We start from the raw sequence: 15,140 nt of genomic DNA, 5'->3' as shown, positions 1-15,140 counted from the left end.
ATAAAAAGGATTAAGGAAATAAGATGAAAAAACGCGTACTCGTTATTGCCGCTCTGGTGAGCGGCGCACTGGCTGTTTCAGGCTGCACAACCAACCCATACACCGGCGAACGCGAAGCGGGCAAATCCGGCATTGGCGCGGGTATTGGTTCCCTGGTGGGCGCTGGCGTTGGCGTACTCTCCTCCTCCAAGAAAGATCGCGGCAAAGGTGCGCTGATTGGCGCAGCGGCAGGCGCAGCCCTGGGCGGCGGCGTGGGTTATTACATGGATGTGCAGGAAGCAAAACTGCGTGACAAAATGAAAGGTACGGGCGTGAGCGTGACGCGCAGCGGTGACAACATCATCCTGAACATGCCAAACAACGTGACCTTTGACAGCAGCAGCGCGACGCTGAAACCCGCAGGCGCGAACACCCTGACCGGCGTGGCCGCGGTGCTGAAAGAGTACAATAAAACCGCCGTGAACGTGATTGGTTACACCGACAGCACCGGCAGCCAGGATCTGAACATGCGTCTGTCCCAGCAGCGCGCCGATTCCGTGGCCAGTTCGCTGATCACCCAGGGCGTTGAAGCGAACCGCATCCGCACCAGCGGCATGGGTCCGGCTAACCCGATCGCCAGCAACAGCACGGCGGAAGGCAAAGCGCAGAACCGCCGCGTTGAGATTACGTTAAGCCCGGTGCAGTAGGTAAAAGCAAAACGGCAACCCCGTTGCCGTTTTTAGTGTTTGCGCCCTCTCCCACGGGAGAGGGTTGGGGTGAAGGCATCAGACCGCAACCTCCGGTAAGCGCAGCGCCACCCGGCAAATAGCTTGATTCGCCAGATTTTCCCGCTAAGGTATTCTCACTAAATTCAGGGAAATCAGCGATGATCAAACCAACCCGGGCCACCATCAGCGACGTGGCGAAAGCCGCCAAAACCGGTAAAACCAGCATTTCACGCTACCTCAACGGCGAGAAACACCTGCTTTCCGATGCGCTGCTGGCGCGAATCGAACAGGCTATTGCCGATCTCGACTACCGTCCCAGCCTGATGGCGCGCGGTCTCAAGCGGGGTCGCACTCGTCTGATTGGCCTTATCATCGCCGATATCACCAACCCCTATTCCGTTAACGTCCTCAGCGGCATCGAAGCGGCGTGCCGTGAGAAAGGCTTTACCCCGCTGGTCTGTAACACCAATAACGAGGTTGATCAGGAGCTGCATTATCTCGATCTGCTGCGCAGCTATCAGGTGGAAGGGATTGTGGTGAATGCCGTCGGGATGCGCGAAGAGGGGCTAAATCGCCTGCAACAATCGTCGCTGCCAATGGTGCTTATTGACCGCAAAATCCCGGAATTTGCCTGCGATGTGGTCGGGCTGGATAACACCCAGGCGGCCACCACCGCCACCGAGCACCTGATTGAACAGGGTTTCGAAGCCATTCTGTTCCTGAGCGAACCGCTGGGCATGGTTAACACCCGCCGCGACCGCCTGGCGGCATTTCGTGCCACGCTGGCGCGTTACCCCGGCGTGATCGCCGAAAATGCCGAAATCCCCCTGCATGAAGCCGGGCAGCTGGATAATACCCTGCGCCAGTTCCATACCCGTCATCGGGGTATGCGTAAAGCGGTGATCTCCGCGAACGGGGCGCTGACGCTTCAGGTTGCCCGCTCGCTTAAACGCATTGGCCTGCACTGGGGCAGCGACATCGGCTTACTTGGCTTTGATGAACTGGAGTGGGCAGAACTGGCTGGCGTAGGCATCACCACCCTCAAACAACCCACCTGGCAGATCGGCTATGCCGCGGTTGAACAAGTGGTTCGCCGCATTGAAGGCACCCGCGACGCCGTACGCGAGCAGGTTTTTTCCGGCGAGCTGATCGTTCGCGGCTCTACTGCCCGTTAATTTTCCCTTCGTGACAGCGATCATAAATTCAGCATCCCGATCTTTTCTTTGGAACCGGTTCCATCTAGCGTAATACTATCGATTACGCTCTGGAGTCAGGAAATGAGCAGGAAAATTATGGTGGTCACCGCCGCGTATGGCGCGGACCAGGTGCGACAGGCAGGCGGTCAACGGGCGATGCTTCCCGTTATTGCCGGCGCAGGGGCTGATGGCGTTGAAATCCGCCGCGAGCTCTTCAGCAACGACGAGTTAATGGCCCTGCCTGCGCTCGGCGAGTCCATTGAACTGCTGGGGTTACTGGCGTGCTACTCCGCCCCGGCCCCCCTGTTTATGCCCGATGGCACCCTCAACCCGGATCTCCCGCGCTACCTTAGCGAAGCCAGCGCCCTGAACGCGCTGTGGCTTAAAGTCTCGCTGGGTCATTTCAGCGACAAACAGCCGCTTGAAGCCCTGCGCACACTGCTGGATGAAAGCGGCATGACGCTGGTGGTGGAAAACGACCAGACCGACTGCGGGCAGCTCGCGCCGATGCAGCGCTTCAAAGCCGCCTGCCGGGTAATGGCGCTGCCGGTCACGCTGACGTTCGATATGGGCAACTGGCTGTGGGTTGGCGACTCCCCGGAAGAGGCTGCACGTCAGCTGGCTCCCGCCGTGAGCTATATTCATGTGAAGGCCGCAGTCCCACATAAGGCGCAGTTCCGCGCCGTCGCGCCGGATCAGACCGATTCTCGCTGGCGGGATCTGCTTAATCAACTCCCTGCCGATGCGCCACGCGGTATCGAATTTCCGCTGGAAGGGACGGATCTCACCGCCGTTACCCGCCATTACGTCAACCTGCTGCGCGAGGAGTAAACCATGCACAAGACGCTGGACGTTATCACTATTGGCGAGGCCATGGCGATGTTTGTCGCCACCGAAACGGGCGAGCTGAGCGCAGTGGAGCACTTCATTAAACGCGTGGCTGGCGCCGAGCTGAATGTTGCTACCGGCCTTGCGCGGCTGGGGCTGAATGTCGGCTGGGTAAGCCGCGTGGGAAATGACAGCTTTGGTCATTTCGTTCTCGACTCGCTAAAAAAAGAGGGCATTGATGCCGCCGGCGTCACCCTCGACGGACGCTTCCCGACGGGCTTTCAGCTGAAATCTAAAGTTGAAAATGGAACCGATCCCATCGTGGAGTATTTCCGCAAAGGCTCAGCGGCAAGCCATCTCTCCGTGGATGATTATCACGCCGCATATTTCTCCTCCGCGCGCCACCTGCACCTGAGCGGCGTGGCGGCGGCGCTCTCGGCCAGCTCGTACGATTTACTGGATCACGCGGCTTCGGCAATGAAAGCGCAGGGCAAAACGATCTCCTTCGATCCGAACCTGCGCCCGGTACTGTGGAAAAGCGAAGCGGAGATGGCTGAGAAACTCAACCGACTGGCGTTTCAGGCGGACTGGGTTCTGCCGGGCATAAAAGAGGGAATGATCCTCACTGGCGAAAACACGCCCGAAGGCATTGCTGATTTTTACCTCAACAAAGGGGTAAAAGCCGTGGTGCTGAAAACCGGTGCCGACGGCGCATGGTACAAAACTGCCGACGGCGAGCAAGGCGCCGTCGCTGCGGTAAAAGTCGACAACGTGGTCGATACCGTGGGCGCGGGCGATGGGTTTGCCGTCGGAGTCATCAGCGCCCTGCTGGAGGGCAAACCGCTGTCGCAGGCCGTGGCGCGAGGCAACAAAATTGGTTCGCTGGCGATTCAGGTGCAGGGCGACAGCGAAGGATTACCAACACGAGCAGAGCTCAGCGTCTAAATTCCCTCTCCCTCCGGGAGAGAACCAGGGTGAGGGCAGCAATCCGCACCAGATAATTAAGCCACCGTGTACCCTACAGACAACGGCGGCAACAACCTCAACAACAGAGGCAAGCCTATGAACAGTTCGACCAATGCAGTAAAACGCTGGTGGTACATCATGCCAATCGTGTTTATCACGTACAGCCTGGCGTACCTGGATCGTGCCAACTTCAGTTTCGCATCCGCCGCCGGGATCAACGAAGACCTTGGGATCACCAAAGGGGTCTCCTCCCTGCTGGGTGCCCTCTTCTTCCTGGGCTATTTCTTCTTCCAGATCCCCGGCGCGATTTACGCTGAACGCCGCAGCGTGCGAAAGCTCATTTTCATCTGCCTGATCTTGTGGGGTGCCTGTGCGTCGCTTACTGGCGTGGTGAATAACATACCTGCTCTGGCGGCCATTCGCTTTATTCTCGGCGTGGTTGAGGCGGCCGTCATGCCAGCAATGCTGATTTACATCAGTAACTGGTTCACAAAATCTGAGCGTTCACGTGCTAATACGTTCCTGATACTCGGTAACCCGGTCACCGTGCTGTGGATGTCGGTGGTTTCCGGCTATCTGATCCAGTCCTTCGGCTGGCGCGAGATGTTCATCATCGAAGGTGTTCCCGCGATTATCTGGGCCTTCTGCTGGTGGGTGCTGGTGAAAGATAAGCCAGCCCAGGCGAAATGGCTTTCTGAGGACGAAAAAGCCGCGCTCCAGGCGCAGCTGGATAAAGAGCAGCAGGGGCTGAAAGCGGTGCGTAACTACGGCGAAGCCTTCCGCTCCCGGAACGTTATTCTGCTGTGCGCACAGTATTTTACCTGGAGCATTGGCGTGTACGGCTTTGTGCTGTGGCTGCCGTCAATTATCCGCAGCGGCGGTGAAAACCTTGGCATGGTGGAAGTGGGCTGGCTGTCATCCGTGCCTTACCTGGCTGCGACCATCGCGATGATTATCGTCTCCTGGGCATCGGACAAGCTGCAAAACCGTAAGCTGTTCGTCTGGCCACTGCTGCTGATCGCTGCTTTTGCCTTCATTGGCTCCTGGGCCGTAGGCGCAAACCACTTCTGGGTCTCGTACACTCTGCTGGTGATTGCGGGTGCGGCCATGTATGCCCCGTATGGTCCGTTCTTTGCCATCATCCCGGAAATGCTGCCGCGTAACGTCGCAGGGGGCGCGATGGCGTTGATCAACAGTATGGGCGCGCTGGGTTCGTTCTTTGGCTCGTGGTTTGTGGGCTATCTGAACGGCGCCACCGGCAGCCCGTCGGCCTCTTACATCTTTATGGGGGTGGCGCTTTTTGCCTCGGTATGGCTTACTCTGATCGTTAAGCCTGCTAATAATCAACAGCTACCCGTCGGCGCACGCCACGCCTGAATCCTTTTAAAATCAACGGAGATTAGCATGAAGCCGTCCGTCATTTTGTACAAAGCACTGCCTGAAGATCTGCAAAAACGCCTGGAGGAACACTTTACCGTTACCCGGGTAAAGAACCTCAGCCCGGAAACCGTGGCGCAGCACGCCGACGCGTTTGCCAGCGCCGAGGGCCTGCTGGGTTCGAGCGAAAAGGTGGATGCAGTGCTGCTGGAGAAAATGCCGAAGCTTCGTGCTACCTCAACCGTTTCGGTGGGATACGACAATTTCGACGTGGATGCGCTAAACGCACGCAACATCCTGCTGATGCACACGCCGCATGCCCTGACGGAAACCGTCGCCGACACGCTGATGGCGCTGGTGCTCAGCACCGCCCGTCGCGTGGTGGAAGTGGCCGAGCGCGTGAAAGCGGGCGAATGGACGAAAAGCATTGGCCCGGACTGGTTCGGCGTGGACGTTCATGGCAAAACGCTGGGGATTGTTGGGATGGGCCGTATCGGACTGGCGCTGGCACAGCGCGCGCATTTTGGCTTCAACATGCCCATCCTGTATAACGCACGCCGTCACCACAGTGAAGCTGAAGAACGTTTCAATGCCCGCTATTGCGAGCTTGATACGCTGTTGCGGGAAGCCGACTTTGTCTGCCTGATCCTGCCGCTGACGGATGAAACGCGTCATCTCATCGGCAAAGCGGCGTTTGAAAAGATGAAGAAATCGGCCATTTTCATCAACGCGGGTCGTGGCCCGGTGGTCGATGAGAAGGCGCTGATTGAGGCACTGCAAAACGGTGAGATCCACGCCGCCGGTCTGGACGTGTTTGAACAGGAGCCGCTGCCGGTGGATTCTCCGCTACTGACCATGCCGAACGTCGTCGCCCTGCCCCACATCGGCTCTGCCACTCATGAAACACGCTACAATATGGCGGCGACCGCCGTGGATAATCTGATTGCCGCGCTCGGCGGTAAAGTGGATAAGAACTGCGTTAACCCGCAGATACAACAGTAGAAACGAAAAAACCCGCCAGAAGGCGGGTTTTTGAATTTTGTGCTACTGGGCTGGAAGCTTACAGGCTTACAACGTTACCAGCTGCTGGGCCTTTAGCGCCGCTTTCGATGGTGAAGGAAACTTTCTGACCTTCATCCAGAGATTTGTAGCCATCGTTCTGGATAGCAGAGAAGTGTACGAACACGTCTTTAGAGCCATCGTCAGGAGTGATGAAGCCGAAACCTTTATCAGCGTTGAACCATTTTACCAGACCAGTCATTTTAGCAGACATAGAAATTACCTTATTAAAAATATATTGTGCCTTCCGGCTTGATGGATTGCGTTACAGATTTTTAAGCGATGAAGGAAGGGTCACTACGAAGGGTATCTATGGATAACAATCTGGACTGCTTTACTAAACTGCTTTAGGTCTGTGTAACAAACCGACGAACATAGTTATACCGATGTGGTAGATGAATGACAAGCGTTATTTTCATCAAGCATAAAAAAAACCCCGCCGAAGCGGGGGTTTTTCTTATTCCGTAGCAGCGACCGCTGCGCTCCAGGCCTGGCTAAAGGCCTGATGCTGGGACGCGAGCGGCCCGATCAGCGCGTTATACTGGCTCGCCTGCTGGGAGGTCGGGAACTGGATACCGTTAGAGACGAAGCTCACCTGCGTACCTTGTTCACTAATAAAGTCACCCACCTGAACCAGCTGCTGAGTAAAGACCTGCGCCGCCGGGATCAGCGGTTGCAAGGCGTTTGACGGCTTGGTCACGACTTTCTCATACACCTGGTCATAGACCGGTTTGAGATCCTCGCCCTGCTTCAACGCGGAACGCGACGCATCAGCCTGCATTTTGGCATTTTGCAGCTGCTGGCTCAGTACCCCAAGCGCGCCATTTGACTGGCGCAGCGGTTCGCGCTGGGTCATATAATCCTGTGGAACGCGAATAGCATTCACGCTATCCACTACCGGGCGAATACCGGAATCCATCGCCTGGCTTACCTGCTGTGAATAGCCATACAGAATGGCGTAATCCGACACGAATGGACCAAACTGTTTTTTCTGATCCGCAGTCAGCGTTGGTAAACGCTCGCCGCTACGCATCACTGTATTCTGTAAAAAATCGATAAACGCTTTGCGCTGATCGCCTTCTTTATCGAAACACCCACTCAGGCTAACAACCATCAACAACGCCGCAATAGGCGCAAACCAGCGAGAGCAGGACTTTCCTGTCGCCATTTTATTACTCCTTTCACCCAAAAAGCGCACACCGGCACACGCGTGCCCAACGCTGACAAGGATAGTCCAGGTCAGCCTTGCAAGATAGAGTTTTCATGCAAAACGGGTATTCCCGTTTTTGTACTGACTATTTACAAAAAAATACCTGTGCATCCCTACATATGACTAATCAGGTAATTAGCATAACTATCCATATAGCTGAAACGCGTAAAGCGATCGTTATCGCACAATTAATCACAGCCGTGACGATCCTGTGTCTGGTTTAGGGACTATTCTTAACAGGCTCTCTGATGTTCATGATCCCGATGTGTGATTTATGAGGAGTTCTCAATGGAATTAAAAGATCCTGAGTTTGAGCTGCTGAGCAGCCTGGAACAGATTATTTTTAAAGATGTACCGCCGACGGTTACCCTGAATCAAAAGTCCAATCCTTTTAGTGAATTTGAGCGTTTACGCAAAGGATCGGGCCTGAAAACAGATGAATTCGCAAGAGCGATGGGTGTCAGCGTAGCGATGGTGCTGGAGTGGGAGTCAAAACGTGAAAAACCTACCCCAGCCGAGCTAAAGCTGATGCGCCTGATCCAGGCAAACCCTGACCTTCGCAAGCAGTTAGCCTGATAAAGTTTGTTTGCCCCCGCCCTTGCGGGGGCTTGTGTTTACAGGCTTTCACATCGCCATCCCGTCTCTTCCCATACCAGTTCATGCGTCAGCTTCAGCCCTGCCAGAAAGGCTTCATCATGCGACACCACCAGCAGCGCGCCGGGGTAATCGGCTAAGGCCGCTTCAATGGCCTGAACAGAGGCCAGATCAAGATGGTTGGTCGGCTCATCCAGAAGCAACAGCTGCGTTGCCGCTTCACGCCACAATACGCAGGCCAGCGCGGCCTTCAGGCGCTCGCCGCCACTCAGTTCGGCCAGTGGTAGTGTCACTTTCTCTGCGCCCAGCTGAAGCTGCGCTAAACGGGTACGCAGCGCCCCCTCTTCGAGCGGCGTATTGCCCAGGCTAAGGTGTTTCATCACCGACTGCGACAGATCCAGCCGGGAAAGATGCTGATCGAGATAAGCACACCTGACGGAGACCTTACAGGTTCCCGTAACAGGGGCGGTTTCGCCCAACATCACTTTCAACAGCGTGGATTTTCCACAGCCGTTCGGCCCGCGTAGCGCCACGCGCATCGGGCCATCCATTCGCCAGTTTATCGGGGAGACAGGCACGTGCGGAAGCACCAGTTCTTCCAGCACCAGCACCTGTTTTCCTTCCGGGATTTCACTGCCCGGCAGGGTAAACATCACCACGTGATCCTCTTCAACCCGCTCGCGTGCCTGGTTGACCGCAGCGTTCAGAGCATGATTTTGATCGCTATGCTGTTTTTTCCAGGAACCAATACGCTCTTTCGCCGCCCCTTTGTATTTGACCCGTTCAAACGAGGCGATGTTAAGGCTGTCGACCGTGCGAAGCGTTTTGGCTGAACGCCGCAGGCTGTCGTCATGCTCTTTATGCATACGGGCGCGGGTACGCTTGCGCTCGGTGGCAGCATGCTCCAGCGCGGCGCGGGCAGCCAGTTGCTCAGCATCACGCTGGGTTCGATAGTCAGCATAATTCCCCCCGTAGCTGCGCAAGCCCAACGCGCTCAGTTCAAGGATACGCGGTACCTGGGCCAGCAACTCACGGTCGTGAGAGGCCACCAGTACCCCGCCCTGATACCGGGAAAGCTGCTCGTAGAACCACACGCGGCCTTGCCTGTCGAGGTGGTTGGTCGGTTCGTCCAGCAGCAGGTAATCAGCATCTGCGGTGAATGCGCTGCACAGCAAAGCACGAATGCGCTCGCCGCCGCTCAGTTCTGCCGCGCGTTTATTCGGGTCAAAAGGGGGAAGTTTTGCAGCGATAAAAGCCTGGCTCAGCCGTTCAGCCAGATCCCAGTAACCGTCGAGCGTGTCGAGATCGTCGGGTTCATAATGACCGCTGTCGATGCGCGTGCGCGCCGCAAAGATCGCGTCGTAACCAAGCAGTCCGGCAAGCGTGGTATCCGCAGAAATATCCTGCTGTTGCGCCACATAGACGTGTGTACCAAAGCGCTCAATATGACCGCTGGCGGGTTCATCAACCCCTGCCAGCAGCCGCAGAAGGCGTGTTTTACCGCTGCCGTTGCGGCCAACCAGCGCGTACACTGACGCATCCAGAGAAAGATTCAGTGGACCAAAAAGGATATCGCCCGTCGCAAACTGACAGGTGACCTGATGCAAAATAAAAGAGGGGGACTGCGCAAAATGAGCCATAAGCACTCCTGAATGAAATCAAAACATCCCCTGCCGACGCGGTGCGTTGAGCAAGGATCGAAATTCATCAGTCGTGTTTGTTCATTTTTGGGGGGCGCTCCTGAGGGCGAAATTTAACGGGAACAAGAATAACGGCAATGCGCCGCCCATTTCAAGGTTAAATTTTCACCAGGCTATTGCCCGAGCGTAAAAACCCGCCGAAGCGGGTCTCTCAATCAGATAAACGCAAACGCATCGCCAAACAGACGATCTTCCCGCGCGTCACGCTCGTTGCAGAACAGGTCGCGGGCAATTTTTGCCATTTCAAAGCGACCGGCAATGTAGATATCGTGCCCGGCCAGCGTCCCGTGATCCTGCAATACCGCAGTCAGCACCGTACCGCTACGCCCGCGCCAGCCCTCTTCCGGCTGCTCGACAACCGGCTCAATGCGCAGGTTTGGATGATTTACGCTCAGCGCTTCCAGCTCAGACAGATCGTAAAGGTGCTTCTCTTCACGGCCGCCCCAGTAGATGGTGATATCGCGATTTGGATTACGCGCCAGCGCGGTCAGCAGAATAGAGCGGACATAAGAGAAGCCCGTGCCACCGGCAATCAGGATCAGCGGACGGTCTTCGTCTTCACGCAGCCAGGCCTCGCCATGAGGAATATCGACCACTATTTCACGCTCTTTCAGGATGCGGTCCATCACGGCCATCGCGTACAGGTTAAGCTCAGACGCACCAATATGCAGCTCAATAAATTCCTTCTCTGCTGGCGTTGAGGCCATAGAGAAAGGACGCTTATCACGCTCGTCCATCACGACCATCAGGTACTGACCGGCACGGAATGAGAATGCCGCTTCAGGAACCAAACGGACGCGATATACGGTGTCGGTAATAGCATCTACCGACGTCACTTTACAGCTTAAGGTTGTCATTCGCTCTCTCTGTCGGGAAGTCTATAGGGCTAAACGGTCTTATTCTGCCTTACCGTTATTCATTATGGCCAGCTCGTCCCAGATCGCGTCAATTCGCGCGGTCACGGCAGGATCTTTTTCGATCGGGCGCCCCCATTCACGGTCGGTTTCGCCAGGCCATTTGTTCGTGGCATCCAGTCCCATTTTTGAGCCAAGGCCGGAAACCGGCGAGGCAAAGTCCAGATAATCAATTGGCGTGTTTTCCACTAACACCGTATCACGCGCCGGATCCATACGCGTGGTGATGGCCCAGATGACGTCATTCCAGTCGCGGGCATTGACGTCATCATCGCAGACAATCACAAACTTGGTATACATAAACTGGCGCAGGAAAGACCATACGCCCATCATCACGCGCTTAGCGTGACCGGCATACTGCTTCTTCATCGTCACCACCGCCAGGCGATACGAACACCCTTCCGGCGGCAGATAAAAATCAACAATTTCCGGGAACTGCTTTTGCAGGATCGGCACGAACACTTCGTTCAGCGCCACGCCAAGCACCGCCGGTTCATCCGGTGGACGGCCAGTGTAGGTTGAGTGATAAATCGCATCTTCACGCTGGGTAATGTGCGTGACGGTGAACACCGGAAAGTTATCCACTTCGTTGTAATAGCCGGTGTGGTCGCCGTACGGCCCTTCGGGTGCCAGCTCGCCCTGTTCAATGTAACCTTCCAGCACGATCTCTGCGCTGGCCGGTACTTCCAGGTCATTGGAGATGCACTTCACCACTTCGGTTTTGGTGCCGCGCAGCAGCCCTGCAAAGGCATATTCAGACAGCGTATCTGGAACAGGCGTCACCGCGCCCAGAATGGTTGCCGGATCGGCACCCAGCGCGACGGAAACCGGGAAGCGTTCGCCCGGATGGGCCGCGCACCACTCCTGGAAATCCAGCGCCCCACCGCGATGGGACAACCAGCGCATGATGAGCTTGTTCTTGCCAATCCGCTGCTGGCGGTAAATGCCGAGGTTTTGACGCTCTTTATGCGGCCCACGCGTCACGGTGAGGCCCCAGGTGATCAGCGGTGCGGCATCTTCAGGCCAGCACTGCATGATGGGAATGTTGGTCAGATCCACCGCATCGCCTTCCAGCACTTTTTGCTGGCACGGCGCACCGCGCAGGCGTTTGGTGGGCATGTTCAGCACCTGCTTAAACTGCGGCAGCTTGTCGAACAGGTCGCGGAACCCTTTTGGCGGCTCCGGCTCTTTCAGAAAGGCCAGCAGTTTGCCCACTTCACGCAACGCCGTGACATCTTCCTGCCCCATCCCCAGCGCCACGCGGCGAGGTGTGCCAAACAGGTTGCACAGCACCGGCATGGCGTAGCCTTTTGGGTTTTCAAACAGCAACGCCGGGCCGCCCGCGCGCAGGGTGCGGTCAGCGATTTCTGTCATTTCCAGATACGGATCAACAGGAAGCGTAATGCGTTTGAGTTCGCCCTGCTTTTCCAGCAGCGCCAGGAAGTCGCGTAGATCGTGGTATTTCATGCAGTTAATCATGGCCTCTCTGTAAGCGCTTCATTATACGGCGTAAGACCGCGTGATGCTGTAATTTTGTTAAATTAGCGTGAACTTCCACGACTTACTCTCTTTTTCGCCATTATAATCACCTTAGCGATCCCGCCAGGGTTTTGGTATGCTTGCGCCCCGAACAATGGGAAGAGTGATTATGCAGGCCTGGTATTTACTGTATTGCAAACGCGGGCAACTTCAGCGCGCGCAGGAACATCTTGAACGTCAGTCTGTTAACTGCCTGACACCCGTGATCACGCTTGAAAAAATGCAGCGTGGAAGACGCACGACCGTCAGTGAGCCTCTGTTCCCGAATTACCTGTTCGTCGAGTTCGACCCCGAAGTGATCCACACCACGACGATCAGCGCCACGCGCGGCGTCAGCCATTTTGTGCGTTTTGGCGCCCATCCGGCAAGAGTACCGTCATCGGTTATTCATCAGCTCTCTGTCTACCAGCAGCCTGAAGATATGACCGATCCGGAAACCCCTTATGCTGGCGACAGCGTGGTGATCACCGAAGGCGCCTTTGAAGGCTTACAGGCCATCTTCGCTGAGCCGGACGGTGAAGCGCGCTCCATGCTGCTGCTCAACCTGCTGAACAAAGAGGTGTTGCAGAGCGTTAAAAACACCGATTTCCGCAAAGTTTAGAACTGCACGCCGAACAGACGACGCACGTTATCATCGGTTTGTGCTGCCAGCCACTGCGCATCTTCTCCGCGCCAGTGCGCCACTCGCTCAGCAATATGCCCCAGGTAGGCCGGTTCATTACGTCGTGATTGCGGTTTGGGCTGCATATCCCGGGGCAACAGATACGGCGCATCCGTTTCCAGCAGCAAACGATCGGCCGGGATAACAGGTAACAGCTCACGCAGCTCCAGCCCACGACGCTCATCGCAGACCCAGCCCGTGATACCCAAATACAGCCCGCGGTTCAGGCAATCCAGCGCTTCCTGACGGGAGCCCGTAAAGCAGTGCAATACCGCGCCCGGCAGTTTCTCCAGCCAGGGTTCCAGTAGCGCCATAAAACGTTCATGCGCATCGCGACAGTGCATAAACACCGGCATCTCCAGCTCTGCTGCCAGCGCGAGCTGGGCGGTAAATGCCTTCTCCTGCTCTTCAGGCGTTGAGAAGTTACGGTTGAAATCAAGCCCGCATTCGCCAATGGCAACCACTTCTGGCGTTTGTGCCAGACGATGAAGCGCCTCAGCGCTTTCATGCGTCCACTGGCTGCTGTCATGAGGATGCACGCCTGCGGTGGACCAGCAGTGTTGATAGCGTTGCGCCAGCTGCCGTGCCTGCTCACTCTCATGCAGATTCGTTCCCGTCAGTAGCAGCCCACCCACGCCGGCGGCAAAGGCGCGCGCCACCACCTCATCATGGTCTTTCGCAAACTGGGCGCTGGTCAGGTTAAGCCCGATATCGAACATACGTATCCCCATATGACAACCGCCCTGACGGGCGGTTGGTTTTATTCTTTAGTGGTCTCTTCAGACGGCTCGTCTTCTTCGTCCCGTGTACGCCCCTTTCCGACGTAGAAACGAGCGAAGAACACGCCGACTTCAAACAGGCAGTACATAGGTATCGCCAGTAAGGTTTGCGAGAAGACGTCCGGTGGCGTTAACAGCATACCTACGACAAACGCCCCCACCAGGATGTACGGGCGCTTCTTACGCAGATCGTCAGGCGTGGTCACGCCGACCCAGCAGAGCAGGACAATCGCGACCGGGACCTCGAAGGCGACACCAAAGGCCATAAACAGCGCCATCACGAAGCTGAGGTAGCTGGCGATGTCCGTCGACACCTGCACCCCTTCCGGCGCGGTATGCGTCAGGAAGCCGAAGGCCAGCGGGAAGACAACGAAGTAGGCGAACGCCATGCCGATATAAAACAGCAGCGAACTGGACACCAGCAGCGGAATAACCAGCTTGCGTTCATGCTTGTACAGCGCGGGCGCCACAAATGCCCAGACCTGATACAAAATGACCGGCGCAGAGGCAATCAACGACACCCAGAAGGTCAGCTTGATCGGGGTAAAGAACGGCGAGGCAACGTCCGTTGCAATCATCGTCGCGCCCAGCGGCATCTGTTTAATCAGCGGCGCGGAAACCACCTGATAGATATCGTTGGCAAAATAGACCAGACATAAAAAAATGAGGAAAACCGCAATAATGCAGTTTAACAGGCGCTTACGCAGCTCAATGAGGTGCGTAATAAGCGGTTGAGTATCATCTACTGCCATGTTTACGCTTTATCACTCGACGAGGGGGATGATTCGGAAACGGGCGCGGCGGGTTTTACCTCAGCCGTTTTGACCACGGGCTCTTCCGGCGGCACCTGCTTTTTCACTTCGGGCTCCTGCGGCGATTGCTCTGGCGAAGCAGCCTGATGCTCCGCGCTGGAAGGCGTTACACCCTCGCGCTGCTCTTCGCTACCCTTCACCACCGGATTGTGGATGGTGTTTGCTTCATCGCTCGCCTTCTCAGGATCGTTAATGCTGTAAGAGCGCTTCATGGATTCAGCCGCTTCGCGCAACTCATCCATTGATGCTTTCAGCTCCGGCGTCAGGTTGTCCATGCTCGCCTTTTCAACCTTTTTCAGGCTGTCCTGAAATTCCTGAAGCTTCAGCTCCTGCGCCAGTTCGTTCTGCACGGTAGTTGCCAGCGAGCGAAGCGCCCGCACCCAGCCCACGACGGTTTTCACCGCAACGGGTAAACGCTGCGGCCCCAACACGATCAGACCAATCACAAAGACCAGCAGTAACTCACTAAAACCAATGTCGAACACGAATTACACCTGCTCTTTATCGTGACGTTTTGCCTCTTCCTTTTTGGCTTCGTCCTGCTTATCGGCGATGGATTTAGCGGTAAAATCAGCATCCTGACTGGTTTTTTCCTGCTTATTCTCATCATCGCTCATGGCTTTCTTGAAGCCTTTGATTGACGCGCCCAGGTCGGAACCAATCGATCCGAGTTTTTTCGTGCCAAACAGCAGCACAACGATGACGGCAATGATCACTAACTGCCAGATACTGATACCACCCATGCGTGTTCCCCAGTGATAGATGATTAATTAGTCAGATCGCATTATACGTATGCAA

At 56.1% G+C, this 15,140-nt stretch carries 17 protein-coding genes; 8 read left to right on the top strand and 9 right to left on the bottom strand.

Annotated features, from left to right (window positions below; genetic code table 11):
• Positions 1-23 precede the first annotated feature (23 nt).
• The 6 genes from ACOTW6_RS10125 (at position 24) to ghrB (ending at position 6,076) form a co-directional block, all read left to right on the top strand.
• Positions 24-686, top strand: coding sequence for an OmpA family lipoprotein (locus ACOTW6_RS10125; RefSeq protein WP_022650190.1), 663 nt, complete (start codon positions 24-26; stop codon positions 684-686).
• 179 nt (positions 687-865) lie between these two features.
• Complete coding sequence (locus tag ACOTW6_RS10120; protein WP_015569988.1) at positions 866-1,882, top strand: LacI family DNA-binding transcriptional regulator; 1,017 nt, start codon at positions 866-868, stop codon at positions 1,880-1,882.
• Between the two features lie 102 nt (positions 1,883-1,984).
• Positions 1,985-2,734 (top strand): sugar phosphate isomerase/epimerase family protein, encoded by a 750-nt coding sequence (locus tag ACOTW6_RS10115; protein WP_090280560.1) that lies wholly within the window; start codon positions 1,985-1,987, stop codon positions 2,732-2,734.
• A gap of 3 nt (positions 2,735-2,737) precedes the next feature.
• Entirely contained in the window at positions 2,738-3,676 is a 939-nt protein-coding gene (locus tag ACOTW6_RS10110) for a sugar kinase (protein WP_121478493.1), read from the top strand.
• Between the two features lie 117 nt (positions 3,677-3,793).
• The gene (locus tag ACOTW6_RS10105; RefSeq protein WP_017694735.1) at positions 3,794-5,074 is read left to right on the top strand and encodes an MFS transporter; all 1,281 of its coding nucleotides are present in this window, start codon (positions 3,794-3,796) and stop codon (positions 5,072-5,074) included.
• 27 nt (positions 5,075-5,101) lie between these two features.
• Entirely contained in the window at positions 5,102-6,076 is a 975-nt protein-coding gene (gene ghrB / locus ACOTW6_RS10100) for a glyoxylate/hydroxypyruvate reductase GhrB (RefSeq protein WP_121478492.1), read from the top strand.
• 58 nt (positions 6,077-6,134) lie between these two features.
• Here the strand turns inward: ghrB and cspE are convergent, their stop codons facing one another.
• Together cspE and ACOTW6_RS10090 are read right to left on the bottom strand one after the other, a co-directional pair.
• Positions 6,135-6,347 (bottom strand): transcription antiterminator/RNA stability regulator CspE, encoded by a 213-nt coding sequence (gene cspE / locus ACOTW6_RS10095; protein ID WP_003860775.1) that lies wholly within the window; start codon positions 6,345-6,347, stop codon positions 6,135-6,137.
• A gap of 243 nt (positions 6,348-6,590) precedes the next feature.
• The gene (locus ACOTW6_RS10090; RefSeq protein ID WP_017383576.1) at positions 6,591-7,301 is read right to left on the bottom strand and encodes a DUF3053 domain-containing protein; all 711 of its coding nucleotides are present in this window, start codon (positions 7,299-7,301) and stop codon (positions 6,591-6,593) included.
• Positions 7,302-7,631: 330 nt separating this feature from the next.
• Here ACOTW6_RS10090 and ACOTW6_RS10085 point away from each other — a divergent pair, with 330 nt between their 5' ends.
• Positions 7,632-7,919 (top strand): HTH-type transcriptional regulator, encoded by a 288-nt coding sequence (locus ACOTW6_RS10085; RefSeq protein ID WP_003860776.1) that lies wholly within the window; start codon positions 7,632-7,634, stop codon positions 7,917-7,919.
• 38 nt (positions 7,920-7,957) lie between these two features.
• Here ACOTW6_RS10085 and ACOTW6_RS10080 read toward each other — a convergent pair whose 3' ends face one another.
• The 3 genes from ACOTW6_RS10080 to ubiD form a co-directional block, all read right to left on the bottom strand.
• On the bottom strand, positions 7,958-9,577 hold the full coding sequence (locus ACOTW6_RS10080; RefSeq protein ID WP_062933150.1) for an ABC-F family ATP-binding cassette domain-containing protein: 1,620 nt from the start codon (positions 9,575-9,577) through the stop codon (positions 7,958-7,960).
• Between the two features lie 215 nt (positions 9,578-9,792).
• A complete protein-coding gene (fre, locus tag ACOTW6_RS10075) occupies positions 9,793-10,494 on the bottom strand; it encodes an NAD(P)H-flavin reductase (protein WP_003860778.1) in 702 nt (233 codons plus the stop codon).
• 39 nt (positions 10,495-10,533) lie between these two features.
• Positions 10,534-12,030 (bottom strand): 4-hydroxy-3-polyprenylbenzoate decarboxylase, encoded by a 1,497-nt coding sequence (gene ubiD / locus ACOTW6_RS10070; RefSeq protein WP_213789124.1) that lies wholly within the window; start codon positions 12,028-12,030, stop codon positions 10,534-10,536.
• Positions 12,031-12,199: 169 nt separating this feature from the next.
• Here ubiD and rfaH point away from each other — a divergent pair, with 169 nt between their 5' ends.
• Positions 12,200-12,691, top strand: coding sequence for a transcription/translation regulatory transformer protein RfaH (rfaH, locus tag ACOTW6_RS10065; protein ID WP_213789130.1), 492 nt, complete (start codon positions 12,200-12,202; stop codon positions 12,689-12,691).
• Here the strand turns inward: rfaH and tatD are convergent.
• The 4 genes from tatD to tatA are packed head-to-tail and all read right to left on the bottom strand — an operon-like array spanning position 12,688 to position 15,085.
• On the bottom strand, positions 12,688-13,470 hold the full coding sequence (gene tatD, locus ACOTW6_RS10060) for a 3'-5' ssDNA/RNA exonuclease TatD (protein WP_213789123.1): 783 nt from the start codon (positions 13,468-13,470) through the stop codon (positions 12,688-12,690). The two genes, rfaH and tatD, sit on opposite strands and share 4 nt — an antisense overlap.
• A gap of 41 nt (positions 13,471-13,511) precedes the next feature.
• Positions 13,512-14,282 carry a Sec-independent protein translocase subunit TatC gene (tatC, locus tag ACOTW6_RS10055; RefSeq protein ID WP_015569997.1) on the bottom strand — a complete coding sequence of 257 codons (771 nt, stop codon included), beginning with the start codon at positions 14,280-14,282 and terminating at the stop codon, positions 13,512-13,514.
• Between the two features lie 2 nt (positions 14,283-14,284).
• Positions 14,285-14,827 carry a Sec-independent protein translocase protein TatB gene (gene tatB, locus ACOTW6_RS10050; protein WP_213789122.1) on the bottom strand — a complete coding sequence of 181 codons (543 nt, stop codon included), beginning with the start codon at positions 14,825-14,827 and terminating at the stop codon, positions 14,285-14,287.
• Between the two features lie 3 nt (positions 14,828-14,830).
• Positions 14,831-15,085, bottom strand: coding sequence for a Sec-independent protein translocase subunit TatA (gene tatA, locus ACOTW6_RS10045; RefSeq protein WP_003860787.1), 255 nt, complete (start codon positions 15,083-15,085; stop codon positions 14,831-14,833).
• Positions 15,086-15,140: the final 55 nt, after the last annotated feature.

This window comes from Enterobacter cloacae complex sp. IR5403, assembly GCF_049238705.1.
Lineage (GTDB): Bacteria > Pseudomonadota > Gammaproteobacteria > Enterobacterales > Enterobacteriaceae > Enterobacter > Enterobacter hormaechei_C.
This window is presented reverse-complemented; position numbering and strand designations above follow the sequence as displayed.